Source organism: Flavobacterium tiangeerense, assembly GCF_007830355.1.
Taxonomy (GTDB): domain Bacteria; phylum Bacteroidota; class Bacteroidia; order Flavobacteriales; family Flavobacteriaceae; genus Flavobacterium; species Flavobacterium tiangeerense.
The window spans coordinates 85,105-102,001 of sequence record NZ_VLKO01000004.1 but is presented as its reverse complement, the minus strand read 5'-3'; the positions used below and the strand labels follow the sequence as shown (position 1 = coordinate 102,001).

Sequence of the window (16,897 nt, the reverse complement as noted above, 5' to 3'; positions counted from 1 at the left end):
CATCAATACCATACTAGTATTACAAAATATTATCAAAAAAATATTAAATACTTGATTTTAAATAAATTAAAATTTTAAAAACATTTCTTAAAAAAAATATTAATTAAAAAAATAATTACAATTACTATAAATTAAATACTTTAGCTCAAAATCTGCAAAAGAGCCTTAGATTCAGCTCAAAAGACATTTGAAAATGCAATTTATCTCATTCCAAATAATTAAATAAATCATATGCAAACCCAAAATAGTAAAAAAGATCATGACATTAAATTGGTTAAGCTTATATTGATTTATATTTTACTTTGCCTACCAGCATCATTTTTTGGACAAGTAAAAAAAATTGGTCTGCCCCTTATAAAAAATTATACCAGAACAGAATATAAGGGAGGAACACAAAATTGGGATATTGACCAAGATAAGAATGGCAATCTCTATTTTGGAAATAATGACGGTCTTTTGCAGTTTGACGGATCGAAATGGAACAAATACAAAGCAAAAAATTCGGATGCAATTAAATGTTTAAAAGTAGATTCATCTGGAAAAATATACGTAGGCTGTTATAATGAGTTTGGTTATTTTAAAGCCAATTCTAAAGGGAAACTCGAATACTTTTCTATTTCCAGTTCATTAGATAAAAAAACATTAGGCATAATTGACTTTATCTGGAAAATACATCTCTATAAGGATGAAGTTGTTTTTCAATCATTCGACCGAATCTTTATCTACAAGAACAACAAAATTAAAATCATAAATGCACCAAAAAGATTTCAATTCTCATTTCTAACCAAATCCAAATTGTATATTCAAGATATTTCATCTGGAATTTTAGAATATAAAAATGGCAAACTGAATTATCTTAAAGGATTAAACACTTTAAATAATTCAGAAATTTGGGGCATGGTTGAATTAGAAAAAAATAAGATCCTAGCCACTACTTTGGATAAAGGTCTTTTTATAATAACAAACAATCAGGCAGTGTCATGGAATACCGAAGCAAATACTTTTATAAAAAAGAATGGCTCTCTAGGATGTGTCCTTTATAAAAATAAATACATTGTAATTAATTCAGTCCTTGATGGCATCATAGTTTGCGATCTAAATGGAAACATCATGCAGCATATCGACCGCACCAAAGGGCTTCAAAACAATACAGTTCTTACTTCATTTATAGACAAAAGCAATAATCTATGGCTGGGATTGGATAATGGAATTGCATATGTAAACGAAAATTCATTTCTAACCTATTTTGGATTTAGCTATAATTTAGGTACTGTTTATTCATCTGTTGTGCATAAAGGGAATTTGTATGTTGCAACCAATCAAGGTGTTTTTTATCATCCTTGGAACACAGATTTTAAAGAGGACTCCTTTAGGCTTATAGAAGGAACTACTACTCAAGCCTGGAATGTACAGGTAATCAGTGGAGAATTGATATGCGCCAGTAACAAAGGAGCTCTACTCATACAGAATGGAAAAATGATTAAGAACCTTGATCCTAAGGGATATTATGGATTTAAATCAATACCTAATCATCCTAACTTTTTCATAGGGGCAAATTACAATGGTTTTTCTGTTTTTGAGAAGACAAGTTCAGGAATGAAATTCAGAAATAAAATAGAAGACATCGACAAATCATCCAATTCATTTGAAATTGATAAAGAATATTTATGGCTAAAAAAAGACCAATATATACATCAGATTGCCCTGAATAATGATTTAAGAACAACCAAGAGCATTAAAACCTTTACTCAATTTTCTAAAAAAAATATGGGCGTTGGAAGTCTTCAAATAATAAATAATAAAGTATTTTTTCAATCTAATAATATTTTTTACACTTATTCAACAACACAAGGTACCTTTTTAGAAGATGCAATAATGACCAATATCTTTAAGTACATTCCAAAAATTAAAAAATTAACTGAAGATACTAATGGAAATCTTTGGTACTTCTATGATGAGTCAATGGGAACGCTGATAAAAGTGGGAAACAACAAATATAAACATGTCATAACTCCTTTTTCAAGTTTGACCGGAAAATTAGTAGCCAATTATATGTCTATAAATACTATTGATTCTAAAAACACTTTTATAGGATTAACTGATGGTCTGGCACACTATGATGCTACTCTCGAAATCAAATCTATATCAAAACCGATTGCTCATATAAGAAGTTTTACATTTCCTGGAGACACCATTTATTTAGGAAATAAGCAAGACGAAAGTATGAAGTATGAGTTGCCCTATGACTCAAATCAAGTAAAGTTTACATTTTCGTCCCCTTGTTATGAAAATCTTGAAAATATCGAATTCTCTTATCAACTGGAAGGCTTTGGTGAAAAGTGGAGTGCTTGGTCAAACAACACCATTAAAGAATATACCAATTTAAAAGAGGGCAATTATAAAATGAAAGTGAAAGCACGAAACAGCTTTAAGATTCAATCGGGTGAAACTTCTTTTGAATTCAGAGTGACTCCTCCTTGGTATAGGCACTATTCAGCTTACTTATTTTATTTACTGATAGCTTCTGGTTTGGTATACTATATTCGATTTAGAATAAGAATGAAAATAAGGAAAAACAAATATGCTGAAACCTTAGAACAACGAAGATTATATTTAGAAAAAGAAACTAAGATCAGGTTAGAACAATATAAATTAGAGAAAGAAATAGAAAAACTAGAAAATGACAAGTTGCAAATGAAACTATTATCAAAAGACAAAGAATTAGTAAACAACACGTTACAGGTAGTTAAAAAAAATAAAACATTAAACGGAATTATTCAAAGGCTAAAAGATATCAATACAAGCTCATTTGACGAAGCAGCCAAGACTCAATTTACTAAATTAAACAAAAGCATTATCAAGGAAGTTAGTACTGATAAAAGCTGGAAGGATCTTGAAAAACACCTGAAAAATGTCCACTTTGATTTTCTAAAAAAATTAAAGGAAAAGCACCCTACTATTACTCCAAGAGAAATGGACCTGTCAACTTATTTATTAATGAACATGTCTACAAAAGAAATTGCTGAATTCATGAACATATCAACGGGAGGAGTAGATTTGGCCAGATATCGATTAAGAAAAAAACTGGAATTAAATCAAAAAGAGAATTTAATTGGATACTTTATGAGTATAAAATAGAAAAAAAGAGGCTATTTGGTTAAAGTTGTTTTTGACTGCTTGGACTATAAATACTGGAGCATTAACACCCTGCTTTTTGTAGTCAATAAAAAATAGCTGTATTTTAGTTTAACTATCTTGCATAGTCTTGAAATAAATTGATAATTATTGGGGCGTTATAGATTAGAAAAGTGCCTTATAAAACCATTTTAAATACTAAATATTTTGAAGTAGCTTTTGAAAATTTGAAATATTAAATGAGTTTGGTCGAAGAAAAATTGATTTCTTATTATTCAGACTATCCAATCTTTTTGCTTTACCCTTAACTTTTACACCTGATACTGGATCCCATGATCCTTAATCTATTATTATAAAAAAAATAGACATAAAAAAACTCCATTATTTCTAATGGAGTTTATCTTGTGGGCGATGAGGGGTTCGAACCCCCGACCCCCTCGGTGTAAACGAGGTGCTCTGAACCAGCTGAGCTAATCGCCCTATTTTATTAGGTTGCAATCATTACCTGATTGCGAGTGCAAATATAGTGTTAGAATTTGATTCTGCAAGGCCTTTTTGAAAAAAAATCAAAAAAAATTTGAATTAAATTGTAATAATCTAGCAGACAGAATTCTACAAATTTAACGAAACACATGATATGTTTTGTATTGATATCTGTTAGTCCTACATTTGCAGTATAAACAAATATCAATGGCTAGGTTCAAAGAAAACGATTTACCAAAATCTAAAATTACGGCATCATCTCTGCAAAAAGCAACTGTAATTTTTCGTTTTGCTGGAAAGCATCAATGGAAATTTTATGTAGGTTTACTTTTTTTAGTTTTTACGGGGGGTACGGCCTTGGCATTTCCTAAGCTGATGGGAATGCTAATTGATTGTGTTAAGAATAAAGACAATGACCAAGCAAACCTAATTGCAGGCGGATTGCTTGTGATCTTGTTTCTTCAATCTATTTTCTCCTTTTTTAGATTGTCCTTATTTGTGAATTTTACTGAAAATACACTTGCAAATCTTCGGTTAGCACTTTATTCAAATTTGGTAAAATTACCTATGTCATTCTTCTCCCAAAAACGTGTAGGAGAACTTAATAGTCGTATTAGCTCAGATATCACGCAAATACAAGACACACTTACATCAACCATTGCTGAATTTTTACGTCAATTTATTTTAATTGTTGGAGGAGTTCTTCTATTAGCTAATGAAAGTATAAAGCTTACCTTATTGATGTTATCTGTTGTACCGCTGGTTGCAATTGCAGCTGTTGTATTCGGTAGATTTATCAGGAAATATTCTAAAAATGTTCAAGATAAAGTAGCAGAAAGTCAAGTTATTGTAGAGGAAACGATGCAAGGTATTAGTATTGTAAAGGCCTTTGCGAATGAATGGTATGAAATTGCTAGATATAATTTTAAAATAAAAGAAGTAGTATCAATTGCTATTAAGGGTGGAAAATACCGTGGTTATTTTGCTTCCTTTATAATTTTCTGTCTTTTTGGGGCTATTGTGGCCGTAGTTTGGTACGGAGTTCAATTGAGCATTAGTGGTGAAATGAGTGTTGGCCAATTGATTTCATTTGTATTATACTCTACCTTTGTAGGCGCTTCTTTCGGCGGTATAGCAGAGCTTTATGCACAAATTCAAAAAGCTATAGGAGCTACAGAACGTGTTTTTGAACTGCTTGACGAAACTCCAGAAAAAATAAACTCTAACAAAGAAAAAGTTGCAATACAAAAAATTAAGGGTACAGTAGAATTCAGAAATGTTGCATTTAGTTATCAGTCAAGAAAGGAAATAAAGGTTTTAAAAAATGTAAATTTTTCAGCTAATTTTGGTCAAAAAATAGCAATAGTAGGACCTAGTGGAACAGGTAAATCTACAATAGCATCACTCCTACTTCGTTTTTACAATATTGACAATGGTGAAATTTTAATTGATGGAAAAAACATTTACGACTACGATCTTGAAAACCTTCGCGGTAATATGAGTATTGTTCCTCAAGATGTTATTCTTTTTGGAGGAACTATTAAAGAGAATATTGCTTACGGAAAACCAAATGCAACGGACCAAGAAATTTTAGTAGCAGCAAAACAAGCTAATGCTTATCAATTTATAGAAAGTTTTCCAGAAAAATTTGAAACCGTAGTAGGTGAAAGAGGAATAAAGCTTTCAGGCGGACAACGTCAACGCATTGCAATTGCTAGAGCTTTATTGAAAAATCCTAGTATTTTAATCTTAGATGAAGCAACTTCAGCTCTTGATAGTGAAAGTGAAAAATTGGTTCAAGAAGCTCTTGAAATTTTAATGGAAGGTAGAACTAGTATCATTATTGCACATAGGCTTTCTACCATTCGTTCTGCAGATCAAATATTAGTTTTAGATAATGGTATAATTGCTGAACAAGGAACACATCAAGATTTAATTGTCCTTGAAAATGGAATTTATAAAAATTTAAGCAATCTGCAGTTTAGCAATTCTTAATTTTTTTTTTAGAGCCAAAAAAAAACTCCAATTTGATAACAAATTGGAGTTTTTTGGTTTTATTATTTTCCTTTTCTTCTATTTCTTTCCGCTTTAATCATCATTAACTCTCGGCTTGTTTGACCTGCTACGGATGTGTTTTCTTCCGCACGACGAATTAAATAAGGCATAACGTCTCTTACAGGACCAAAAGGTAAATATTTAGAAACATTATAAGTGGAATTGGCTAGATTATAACTAATATTATCACTCATGCCGTATAATTGTCCAAACCATATTCTATTATCATTTGATTTAATCCCTTTTTCATGCATTAAATTCATGAGTGTATACGTACTTGACTCATTGTGAGTACCAGCAAATATAGACATCATATCTAAGTTTTCAGTCATGTAACTAATGGCCGCATCATAATTAACATCTGTAGCTTCTTTTGAGGCACAAATAGGTGTAGGATATCCTTTTTCTTGAGCACGTACATTTTCTTTCTCCATATACGCACCACGAACTATTTTCATACCTATATGAAATCCTTCATTTTTAGATTGCTCATGTAATTTTTTCAGGTAATCCAATCGGTCCCAACGGTACATTTGCAAAGTGTTAAAAACAATCGCTTTCTCTTTATTGTATTTGCGCATCATTTGAGTCACAAGATCATCGGCAGCATCTTGCATCCAACTTTCTTCACCATCTATTAATAGTGATACATTTTTTTCATGAGCTTCTTTGCAAACCAAATCAAATCGAGCTACCACTCTATTCCATTCAATTTGTTCTTCTTCATTTAATTTCTCATTGTTACCTAGCTTTTCATACAATTCAAATCGTCCAAAACCAGTTGGTTTAAAAACGGCAAAAGGAATAGCATCTCTTTTCTTAGCAAAGTCGATTGTTTTTAATGTCATTTTCAAAGCAGCATCAAACTGATCTTCTTCTTCTTTTCCTTCTACTGAATAATCCAATACAGAAGTCACGCCTTTAGTAAACATTTTATCAACAACGTTAAGACAGTCCATTTCGTTAACACCTCCACAAAAATGATCAAAAACCGTTGCTCTTATTAATCCTTCTACTGGTAAATGTGCTTTGATTGCAAAATTGGTAACTGCTGTTCCTATTCTAACAAGAGGTTGATTAGATATCATTTTAAATAAAAAATATGCACGATCAAGTTCTGTATCGCTTTTTAATGCAAAGGCAACTTGTGTATTATCAAATATCTTTTCCATTATCTGTTTTAATTTTATACAAATATAGGCAGACTTTGAATATTTTTATAAAATTTGATGTCAAAAAAAAGAAAAATGCAATACGAACTTTTTTATGGTATTAAATAATTTAAGAATTGATAAATTTATACATTTGGCAATTAAAATTTTATATTCAAAAATGCGAAATGACCAAATGCCTTTTAAAAAAAATAAAAGAGTAAATTAAAGTGTTTTGAATTGAAATAAAAATAGTATAAAACTAGCGTATCTCTTTAGATATTAAAACCAATTCTTACCAAAATTAAAATGAATACAGAAATTAAAAACGATACAGTACAAAACTCATTTTATGAAAATTTCATGGCATTATTTTTTCTTTTTTGTTATTTTTTGATTGATTTTTTGCCTCATTTTAAAAGTATTGAAATATTAAACACGCAGTTTTTTTACATGGCTGTGATTAATATTGTTGCATTACTCTACCTTTTTAGCAATAAAAAAGTAGCTTTTAAAAAGACTAAAATTTTCTCTAGCGAGGGTTTAGTTTTAAAAATCTATTTTTTGTTTATTATTCTTTGTGGTTGCTCCCTATTTTTTACAAAAAACCTTTCACTGTCAATCAATAGTTTTATTCAATTACTGGTTGTTGCAGTGATGATACTTAACTTGATTCTCTTGTTTAGAGATAAATTGCATTTGCTGTACTACATTACTATACTTGTGGGAGCAAGTGTTTTTTTACAAACTGTTTTGCAATTAAGTACAGTATTGAATGACTTTGCAAGTGTAACTAGTGCTTTAAATAACTTAAAAGGGAATACAGGAAACGTTAATATTTTTGCAGCGAGTCTTAATGTTAAAATTCCTTTTTTAGTTTTAGGAATTTTACACTATAACAACTGGAAGAAATGGTTTTTAGCTTTATGTTTGTTGCTAGCAAGTTTTACAGTAATCTTAATCAGTTCTAGAGCTGCTTATTTGGGATTGTTTTTTCAAGTTGTAGTCTTTCTAGTAGTCTATTTCAAAATACATTCATTCGCAAAAAAAACAGTAGAACAAACCACCTATATTTTAATTCCAATAGCGTTGGCTGTTTTTTTAAGTACTATCGTTTTTAAAAATAGTAATAGTGTTGGAAGGTTTGAATCCGTAAGTGCTAGAATTATGCAAATTGCTGATACAAATGAAGCCTCTGCGTCTGGGAGGTTGAGTTATTGGAGCAATGCAACGCAAATGATTTCAAAAGACCCCATAACGGGCATCGGTCTAGGAAACTGGAGAGTTGAAAGTATTCCTTATGAAAGAACCACCACAGATGAAGCATTAATTTCTTCACATACTCACAACGATTTTCTTGAAATAGCAGCCGAAACGGGAATTATTAACGGCTTAGTGTATTTGAGTCTTTTTATTTTAATATTTTTTATCAACATTAAAAATATTTTTACAAAAAACGATACCGATAAAACTATTTCTTTACTTGTTTTAATGCTTATTACAGGGTATTTTATAGATGCCTTTTTTAACTTTCCGCTGTATAGACCTACAATGCAACTGGCTTTTGCATTGATGATTGTATTTACAGTCTTAAATTCAACCAAGCATTCAGGTTTAAATGGTAACTCACAAAAGGTAGGTTTGTTTTTAATTATAGTTAGCGTGGTTACAACTTGTATCTCTTTTATGGACTGGAGAGCAGCCCAGTTAGAATACAGAATAAAATTTGATAAAACGCCGGTATCTTCTAATGTAATCCTTAATGAATTCCCAACTATAACAAGAGTAGGTATTTATGGAGAAACATTTTACCAACACACAGCTATTGCATTGTTTAATGAGAATAACTTAGAGGAAGCTGAAAAATATTTTAAATTATCAAATACAATAAATCCTTATATGGGAATTTCAAACTGGTATTTGCATAAAATAGAAAAATTAAAAGGCAACCAAAAGAAAGCGTATGAGTATTTGAAATCAGCATTTTATGCCAGACCAAGGACACTTAATTTTTATTTAGATGGCCTTAGAATGGCAGTTGTACATAAGGATACCGCCGAAATATTTAAGCTACACAAACTTTTTAGTCAATATAGAAGCATGCCTTCAAACTGGAAAAACACTGCAGTTGCTCTCAAACAGGCGGGTTACAATCCCCAAAAAATAGAGGCCTTTATCAAAGAAGGGGTGAGAATTTATCCTAATGATTCTACATTAAATAAAAAAATAAAACAAGAATCACCAACTTCTACTATTCAAAACAATCCATCTGAAGATATAGAAAATGCCCCAAAAGCAATCAATTATATGATTGAAGCAAAAAAATTGGGAGACGCTAAACAATTTGAAAAAGCTATTGTACTTTATGAAAAAGAACTAGCGTTACATCCCGAAAAAAAGGTAATTTACCAAGATATAGCCGTTTGTTATTTTAGTTTAAATAGAAGTGAAACCGCTATTAGTTATTTGCTAAAAATAGTAAATGAACCAACACTAAATGATGGTAAAACCGAATATTTGCTTTCAGGTTGTTATTATAAAATGCAAGACAAAACAAATGCTTGTAAGTACCTAGGGATTGCAGTCAATAAAAATTATCCCGGAACAATAGACCTTTTTAATAAACTTTGTAAATAAAAATAAAAATGCAAACCATACAAGCCAATAACTATCCCATATACTTCAATGAAAATGCTTATGCAGCGCTTAATGAATATATTAGTAATAAAAAATTTTCTAATATTTTTATTATTGTAGATAATCATACAAATGAACACTGTTTACCAATTTTTCTATCAAATTTAGAAACTGATTTAACGATCGAAATTATAGAATTTGAATCTGGAGAGGAAAATAAAAATATTGAAACATGTGTTCAAATTTGGAATGTTTTAACGGAATTAAAAGCCGATAGAAAATCACTAGTTCTCAATGTAGGTGGTGGTGTAGTTACAGATTTAGGAGGCTTTATTGCATCTACTTTTAAAAGAGGTGTTGAATTTATTCACATCCCTACCACTCTTTTGGCTATGGTTGACGCTTCTGTGGGTGGAAAAAATGGTGTTGATCTAGGTAATCTCAAAAATCAAATTGGGGTTATTAATGTTCCTAAAATGGTATTGATAGATACACAATACTTAGAAACCGTACCACAAAACGAAATGCGTTCTGGTCTTGCAGAAATGCTAAAACATGGCTTAATTTATGATGCAAGTTATTGGAAAACATTTACCGATCTTGATGCATTTGATTTTGCTGACTTTGACAAACTCATATATCGATCTGTTGAAATCAAAAATGAAATTGTAATGCAAGATCCAACAGAAAATAATATTAGAAAATCTCTTAATTTTGGACACACATTAGGCCATGCAATTGAAAGTTATTTTCTAGAGAATGAATTAAAAACAACACTGTTACATGGTGAGGCAATAGCAGCTGGTATGATTTTAGAAAGTTATCTTTCATGGCAAAAAGGACTATTGAAAGTAGACGAATATTCTCAGATAAAAGCATGCATTAAACACATTTACGAGGATATAGTATTTGATCAAAAAGACATCGATCCCATATTTGAATTACTAGTTCATGACAAGAAAAATGAATATGGGGAGATACAATTTGCCCTAATCGAAGGTATTGGTAAAATTAAAATAAATCAATTGGTTGAAAATGAAATGATTCTTAAAGCCTTTGAAGATTATAAAAACTAAATATTTTTTATAAAAAAGGATTGCATTACGTATATATTATTTTTTACATTTGCACCAATGAAAAAAAGTCGAAATAAATTCAAGTATTGCTCTAATAAAAACAGTAACAAAATGTCTTTTTTAAGGATGTTAAAGCGTTTTTATTCTATAAAGGGAAATTTTAGTTTTGATGTTTTTCAATACATGAAATCAGATACTGAAAAACTTCAAATTGTGTATGCTAATATTAGGGTTTGAATGATAGATTAATCTATTTTATTTAAATATTTAATCTACAAAATCCATATCCATGAATACAAAATATTCTGACTTAATAAATCAAACATACTATTTTCCACAAGAAGAATTTACTTTAAATAAAGATCATTTACTTTTTCATAATATTGATTTAATGAAATTAGTTGAGCAATACGGTACGCCTTTAAAATTTACCTATTTGCCTCAAATTTCTAATAACATCAGTAAAGCAAAAAGCTGGTTTAGAAAATCAATGGAAAAAAACAAGTACGAAGCAAAATATTACTATTGCTACTGTACTAAAAGCTCTCATTTTGAATACATTATGAATGAGGCTTTCAAGAATAACATTCACATAGAAACCTCTTCGGCTTTTGACATTAATATTGTTGAAAACTTAATGGAGAAAGGTAAGATAAACAAAAGTACCTATGTAATTTGTAATGGTTTTAAAAGAGATCAATACATAGAAAACATTGCTCGTTTAATTAATAACGGACATAAAAATACAATACCAATCATTGACAATTTTGAGGAATTAGACTTGTTACAAGGTCAAATCAAAAATAAGTTTAAAATAGGTATTCGTATTGCAGCTGAAGAAGAACCTAAATTTGAGTTTTATACCTCTAGACTTGGTATTGGATACAAAAATATAGTTCCATTTTACAAAAAAGAGATTAAAGAGAATAAAAAATTGGAACTGAAAATGTTACACTTTTTTATCAATACTGGAATCAATGATAATGCATATTACTGGAACGAATTAGTAAAATGTATTAAAGTTTATGTAGCGCTCAAAAAAGAATGCCCTACACTTGATGGATTAAATATTGGTGGAGGTTTTCCAATCAAAAACTCATTAGCATTTGAATATGATTACCAATACATGATTGATGAAATCATTAATCAAATAAAAATTGCTTGTGATGAAGCTGAAGTTGATGTTCCAAATATTTTTACTGAATTTGGATCCTTTACGGTAGGTGAAAGTGGTGGAGCTATTTACCAAGTTTTGTATCAAAAGCAACAAAATGATAGAGAAAAGTGGAATATGATTGATTCTTCATTTATTACCACTTTACCAGATACTTGGGCCATTAACAAAAGGTTTATCATGTTAGCAGTGAACCGTTGGAATGATACTTATGAGCGGGTATTACTAGGTGGAATGACTTGTGATAGTGATGATTATTACAACTCTGAGCAAAATATGAATGCTATTTATTTGCCAAAATACAATAAAGAGAAACCGTTGTACATTGGGTTCTTCAATACTGGTGCCTATCAAGAAACTATTGGAGGTTATGGTGGTTTACATCACTGTTTAATTCCACAACCGAAGCATATTTTAATTGATAGAGATGAAAACGGAATTCTAGCAACCGAAGTGTTCTCAGAGCAACAGACCTCTGAAGATGTTTTAAAAATATTAGGTTACGATCGAAAATAATCTATACTAATAAAGGGACGAATTCAAAAAAATGTTAAATTTGAGATAATTTTAACATAATTCACAAAAATATTTTAAAAATTTATATAAAAATGAGTAAAGGACCAATCAGTCAGTTTATCGAAAAGCATTATTTGCATTTCAACTCTGCATCTTTAGTTGACGCCGCAAAGGCATATGAAGACCAATTAGCAAATGGTGCAAAAATGATGGTGAGTATGGCTGGCGCTATGAGTACTGCTGAGATTGGAAAGATATTCTCTGAAATTATCCGTCAAGATAAAGTACATATTATATCATGTACTGGAGCAAATCTAGAGGAAGACATCATGAATCTTGTAGCGCATTCTCATTATGAAAGAGTTCCAAACTACCGAGATTTAACACCTCAAGATGAATGGGATTTATTAGAGCGCGGTTTAAATCGTGTTACGGATACCTGTATTCCTGAGCATGAAGCTTTTAGACGTTTGCAAAAGCATATTTATAAAATTTGGAAAGATGCTGATGATAAAGGTGAGCGCTATTTTCCACATGAATTCATGTATAAAATGTTATTATCAGGTGTTCTTGAAGAATACTACGAGATCGATTTGAAAGACAGTTGGATGTATGCTGCAGCAGAGAAAAATTTACCAATTGTTGTTCCAGGTTGGGAAGACAGCACTATGGGTAATATTTTTGCTTCTTATGTATTAAAAGGAGATTTGAAAGCATCTACCATGAAATCAGGAATTGAGTATATGACTTTCCTTGCTGATTGGTACCCAAAAAACAGTTCAAATGGAATAGGATTTTTTCAAATTGGTGGTGGTATTGCAGGAGATTTCCCTATATGTGTGGTACCAATGTTGTATCAAGATATGGAAATGCATGATGTTCCTTTTTGGAGCTACTTCTGTCAAATTTCTGATTCAACTACAAGTTATGGTTCGTACTCAGGAGCAGTACCAAATGAAAAAATTACTTGGGGTAAATTAGATATCAAAACACCTAAATTTATTATTGAGTCTGATGCAACCATTGTTGCCCCATTAATATTCGCTTATTTATTAGATCTATAATATACATTTATGAAAAGAGTAATTGTTGATTACGCAAAACTTACCAATGAAATTTTAAACCTTCTTGTTGATAAATTTCCAGATGGTTATGATGATTCAAACATTATTAGTTTTAGAAACGCAAAAAATGAATTAGTTGAAGCAGTAGAAGTTAGAACTGAAGATACAATTTATTTAGTAAAAGTAAGTACTAAACTAGCTGATAGAATTGAGAACTATGACGAAGATGATGAAATTATCTTAGATGATGTAGTAGAACCAATCAAAGGCTTAGATCTAGATGATGATATCGATGATGATGAAGACGAAGCTATCGATAAACCTGATACAGATTCTGGTGATGATGAAGATGACGAAGATGATAATGACAGAGATTTTTCTGATGAAGATGAAGATGACGAAGACGAAGATTAATTAGTTTTTAAAATAATAAAAAAAGGAACTCCTAAAACGAGTTCCTTTTTTGTATAAATAGGTAAAACCAACCATGACTCAAGAAATTTTACACGCCAAATTGAAAGAAAATTTTGGATTTGAAAAATTTAGACCTAATCAAGAAGACATAATTAATAGCATTCTTTCAGGACAAGATACACTTGCCATTATGCCTACAGGTGGCGGAAAATCTATTTGTTTTCAATTACCGGCGCTACTTTTTCCGGGGATTACAATCGTTATATCACCTTTGATCGCTTTGATGAAAGATCAAGTGGACAGTTTAAGAGCTAATGGAATTGAAGCTTGCTTTATCAATAGCAGTCAAACAGAAAGTGAAAGGAATTTTTATACAGAACGTTTACAATCAAATACTATTAAACTAGTTTATGTTGCACCTGAAAGCTTGTCTTTTTTAGACAATCTCTTTAATACTTTAACTATTAGTTTGATTGCGATTGATGAAGCTCATTGTATTTCATCGTGGGGGCATGACTTTAGACCTGCTTATACTAATTTGGGTTATTTAAAAAACAGGTTTCCGTCCACTCCTATTTTGGCCTTGACCGCCACGGCTGATAAAGCAACTCGAAAAGACATTAGCAATCAGTTGAATTTAAAAAATCCTCAGTTATTTGTAGCTTCTTTTGACAGAAAAAATTTAAGTTTAGAGGTTCGTCCCGCACTTGATCGGGTGCAGCAAATAATAGAATTTATTCAAGATAAACCAAATGAAGCCGGAATAATTTACTGCTTGAGCAGGAAAACAACTGAGGAACTGGCGGAAAAACTTCAAAAAAACGGTATTCATGCTAAAGCTTATCATGCAGGTTTAGATAGCTCCGTTCGTTCTAAAACGCAAGATGAATTTATAAATGATGATTGCAATATCATTTGCGCTACTGTTGCATTTGGTATGGGTATTGACAAATCAAATGTTCGCTGGGTTATTCACTACAATTTACCTAAAAATATTGAAGGATATTATCAAGAAATTGGTCGTGCAGGAAGAGATGGTTTGCCATCTGAAACAGTTATGTTTGAAAGTTACGGAGACGTTATTCAGCTTCAAAAATTTGCATCACAAGGATTAAACGCTGAAGTACAATTGGCAAAACTGGAGCGTATGAAGCAATATGCTGATGCACTCAGTTGCCGAAGAAAAATCCTCTTATCCTATTTTGGAGAATTAGTATCCGAAAATTGTGGAAATTGTGATATTTGTAAAAATCCACCATTATTTTTTGACGGAACTGTTCTGGCTCAAAAAGCACTTTCTGCTATAGTTCGATTGCAAGAATTAGAGCCTTTACCCGTAATTATTGATTTTTTAAGAGGATCCAAAAATGCTTATATTTTTGAAAAAGAATACCAAAATTTGAAAACCTATGGTGTGGGTTCTGACCAATCTTGGTACGATTGGAACCAATACTTAATTCAGCTAATCAATTTGGGATATTGTGAAATTGCATTTCATAAGCAGAACAAGATTAGACTTACCACTTTAGCAAAAAAAGTATTATTCGATAATGAAAAGGTACAATTAACTGCTGTTCAAAAAATAAATGTAGAGAAGCAAGAAACTAAAGTAAGTAAAAGCAAAACTGTAGCAAATTCTCTTTTTGAAAATTTAAGGAAATTGCGCTACGAAATTTCTAAAGAAGAATCAGTTCCAGCCTATGTGATTTTTAGTGATGCAGCTTTACGCCAAATGGAAACCGAAAGGCCTACTAGTGAAAATGAATTACTAGCCATAGATGGCGTTGGTAAAGCTAAATTAGAAAAATACGGAGTTGCCTTTATTCAAGCTATACTTGATTTTCAAAAAGTCAAAGGGGTTAAAAAGAAAAAAGAGGCAACAACATACAGAGAAACTTTTGATCTATACCAACAAGGATTATCAGTTGAAGAAATTGCACAAAAAAGAAAACTGGGTTTAAGTACAATTATGTCCCATCTTGCAAAACTTTTTATTGACGGTAAGGAAATTGATTTAACTCCATTTATATCTGATGATGAAGTTATAGAAATTGCCGTGGCCAAAACGAAACTAGAAGCACCAAGTACATTGAAACCTTATTTTGATTACTTTGAAGAAAAACTAGATTACGGAAAAATCAGATTAGGATTGGCAATTTTAGAAAAAGAAAATTCAGTACTTTAAAATTTAATATGATTCATTCATTCCCACCTTTTGTAAATGCACAAACTAAAATTTTAATTTTAGGAACTATGCCTGGAATTGCGTCATTAGAAAAGCAAGAATATTATGCGCATCAAAGAAATCATTTTTGGAAAATAATGTTTACGCTATTAGATAGTTTTCCTGCAACTGAAGAATTTGAACTAAAAATACAAGTGCTTCAAGCAAATAACATTGGGCTTTGGGATGTTTTAAAAAGTTGTGATAGAAACGGAAGTTTGGATGTTCATATAAAGAATCACGAAATAAATGATTTTGAAACCTTATTTGCACAATTTCCATCCATAAAAACAATTGTATTCAACGGAAAAGAGAGTCATAAGTACTTTTTGAAGAAATTTGGACAAATAAAAGACATCACCTATTATGTGATGCCTTCTACAAGTCCTGCAAATACTATGTCGTTTGATAATAAGCTTAAAATTTGGTCAACAGGTTTTTGAAATTCTATAAATATCTTTCTTCGAAAACTTTTTGATGGTGTTTTTGATGACCAATCATAATGAATCCAATTGCTCTAACTGATATTGCTGAATTGGATGCAGTTCCAATTCTTTGAAATTGATCTGAACTTAAGCTTTTAAAAAACAATAAATTAGAATGGCGTACTGCAGATAATTCTGTAAGTAATTCTTGAATGCTTCTTTTGGTGGCCTCAGTATTGATAACATAGGTGTTTTCATCAAAACCAGGCAAAGGCGTTTGATCGTTTCTAGAGATTCGTAATGCTCTGTAAGCAAAAATTCGTTCCGTATCAATTACATGCTGAATAATTTCCTTTATATCCCATTTCCCATCAGCATACCTGTAGTCAAACTTATCCATAGGAATGTTTTGAACAAATTTAATAAAGTCATGTAATGAAATTTCTAATTCTTCAATAAGATCTACCTCTCCTAAGGCTTGTATGTATGGAGCATAAAAGGCTGCATATTCATTAATTGGTAATTGTGTTGATTTCATATCTG

11 protein-coding genes and 1 tRNA gene are annotated in these 16,897 nt (G+C 30.9%); 9 read left to right on the top strand and 3 right to left on the bottom strand.

Annotation, left to right across the window (positions count from 1 at the left end; all coding sequences use genetic code 11):
• Positions 1-231: 231 nt before the first annotated feature.
• Positions 232-3,138 (top strand): triple tyrosine motif-containing protein, encoded by a 2,907-nt coding sequence (locus tag IQ05_RS05255; RefSeq protein ID WP_244289526.1) that lies wholly within the window; start codon positions 232-234, stop codon positions 3,136-3,138.
• Between the two features lie 402 nt (positions 3,139-3,540).
• Here the strand turns inward: IQ05_RS05255 and IQ05_RS05250 are convergent.
• Positions 3,541-3,615 (bottom strand) — tRNA-Val (locus tag IQ05_RS05250).
• A 210-nt stretch (positions 3,616-3,825) separates the two neighbouring features.
• On the opposite strand from IQ05_RS05250, the gene IQ05_RS05245 reads away from it, so the two are divergent.
• Entirely contained in the window at positions 3,826-5,613 is a 1,788-nt protein-coding gene (locus IQ05_RS05245; protein ID WP_144890744.1) for an ABC transporter ATP-binding protein, read from the top strand.
• Between the two features lie 62 nt (positions 5,614-5,675).
• On the opposite strand, the gene IQ05_RS05240 is transcribed toward IQ05_RS05245, so the two are convergent.
• Positions 5,676-6,845, bottom strand: a complete 1,170-nt coding sequence (locus tag IQ05_RS05240; RefSeq protein ID WP_144890742.1) for a proline dehydrogenase family protein — start codon at positions 6,843-6,845, stop codon at positions 5,676-5,678.
• 288 nt (positions 6,846-7,133) lie between these two features.
• On the opposite strand from IQ05_RS05240, the gene IQ05_RS05235 reads away from it, so the two are divergent.
• The 7 genes from IQ05_RS05235 to IQ05_RS05205 all read left to right on the top strand — a co-directional run bounded on the left by IQ05_RS05235 (position 7,134) and on the right by IQ05_RS05205 (position 16,372).
• Positions 7,134-9,461 (top strand): O-antigen ligase family protein, encoded by a 2,328-nt coding sequence (locus tag IQ05_RS05235; RefSeq protein WP_144890740.1) that lies wholly within the window; start codon positions 7,134-7,136, stop codon positions 9,459-9,461.
• A gap of 8 nt (positions 9,462-9,469) precedes the next feature.
• Positions 9,470-10,537: a 3-dehydroquinate synthase gene (aroB, locus tag IQ05_RS05230; RefSeq protein WP_144890738.1), complete on the top strand. Its 1,068-nt coding sequence runs from the start codon at positions 9,470-9,472 to the stop codon at positions 10,535-10,537.
• Positions 10,538-10,826: 289 nt separating this feature from the next.
• Positions 10,827-12,227: a type III PLP-dependent enzyme domain-containing protein gene (locus IQ05_RS05225; protein ID WP_144890735.1), complete on the top strand. Its 1,401-nt coding sequence runs from the start codon at positions 10,827-10,829 to the stop codon at positions 12,225-12,227.
• A 92-nt stretch (positions 12,228-12,319) separates the two neighbouring features.
• Complete coding sequence (locus tag IQ05_RS05220; RefSeq protein ID WP_086454768.1) at positions 12,320-13,291, top strand: deoxyhypusine synthase family protein; 972 nt, start codon at positions 12,320-12,322, stop codon at positions 13,289-13,291.
• Positions 13,292-13,300: 9 nt separating this feature from the next.
• Positions 13,301-13,705: a DNA primase gene (locus IQ05_RS05215; RefSeq protein WP_144890733.1), complete on the top strand. Its 405-nt coding sequence runs from the start codon at positions 13,301-13,303 to the stop codon at positions 13,703-13,705.
• Positions 13,706-13,778: 73 nt separating this feature from the next.
• Entirely contained in the window at positions 13,779-15,890 is a 2,112-nt protein-coding gene (recQ, locus tag IQ05_RS05210) for a DNA helicase RecQ (RefSeq protein WP_144890731.1), read from the top strand.
• A gap of 8 nt (positions 15,891-15,898) precedes the next feature.
• Positions 15,899-16,372 carry a DNA-deoxyinosine glycosylase gene (locus IQ05_RS05205; protein ID WP_144890729.1) on the top strand — a complete coding sequence of 158 codons (474 nt, stop codon included), beginning with the start codon at positions 15,899-15,901 and terminating at the stop codon, positions 16,370-16,372.
• A 4-nt stretch (positions 16,373-16,376) separates the two neighbouring features.
• On the opposite strand, the gene IQ05_RS05200 is transcribed toward IQ05_RS05205, so the two are convergent.
• A complete protein-coding gene (locus IQ05_RS05200) occupies positions 16,377-16,892 on the bottom strand; it encodes a DinB family protein (protein WP_144890727.1) in 516 nt (171 codons plus the stop codon).
• Positions 16,893-16,897 lie beyond the last annotated feature (5 nt).

Coding starts and splice junctions, on each gene's coding strand:
- IQ05_RS05255 (WP_244289526.1), top strand. CDS start 232: ATGCAAACCCAAAATAGTAAAAAAGATCATGACATTAAATTGGTTAAG.
- IQ05_RS05245 (WP_144890744.1), top strand. CDS start 3,826: ATGGCTAGGTTCAAAGAAAACGATTTACCAAAATCTAAAATTACGGCA.
- IQ05_RS05240 (WP_144890742.1), bottom strand. CDS start 6,845: ATGGAAAAGATATTTGATAATACACAAGTTGCCTTTGCATTAAAAAGC.
- IQ05_RS05235 (WP_144890740.1), top strand. CDS start 7,134: ATGAATACAGAAATTAAAAACGATACAGTACAAAACTCATTTTATGAA.
- aroB (WP_144890738.1), top strand. CDS start 9,470: ATGCAAACCATACAAGCCAATAACTATCCCATATACTTCAATGAAAAT.
- IQ05_RS05225 (WP_144890735.1), top strand. CDS start 10,827: ATGAATACAAAATATTCTGACTTAATAAATCAAACATACTATTTTCCA.
- IQ05_RS05220 (WP_086454768.1), top strand. CDS start 12,320: ATGAGTAAAGGACCAATCAGTCAGTTTATCGAAAAGCATTATTTGCAT.
- IQ05_RS05215 (WP_144890733.1), top strand. CDS start 13,301: ATGAAAAGAGTAATTGTTGATTACGCAAAACTTACCAATGAAATTTTA.
- recQ (WP_144890731.1), top strand. CDS start 13,779: ATGACTCAAGAAATTTTACACGCCAAATTGAAAGAAAATTTTGGATTT.
- IQ05_RS05205 (WP_144890729.1), top strand. CDS start 15,899: ATGATTCATTCATTCCCACCTTTTGTAAATGCACAAACTAAAATTTTA.
- IQ05_RS05200 (WP_144890727.1), bottom strand. CDS start 16,892: ATGAAATCAACACAATTACCAATTAATGAATATGCAGCCTTTTATGCT.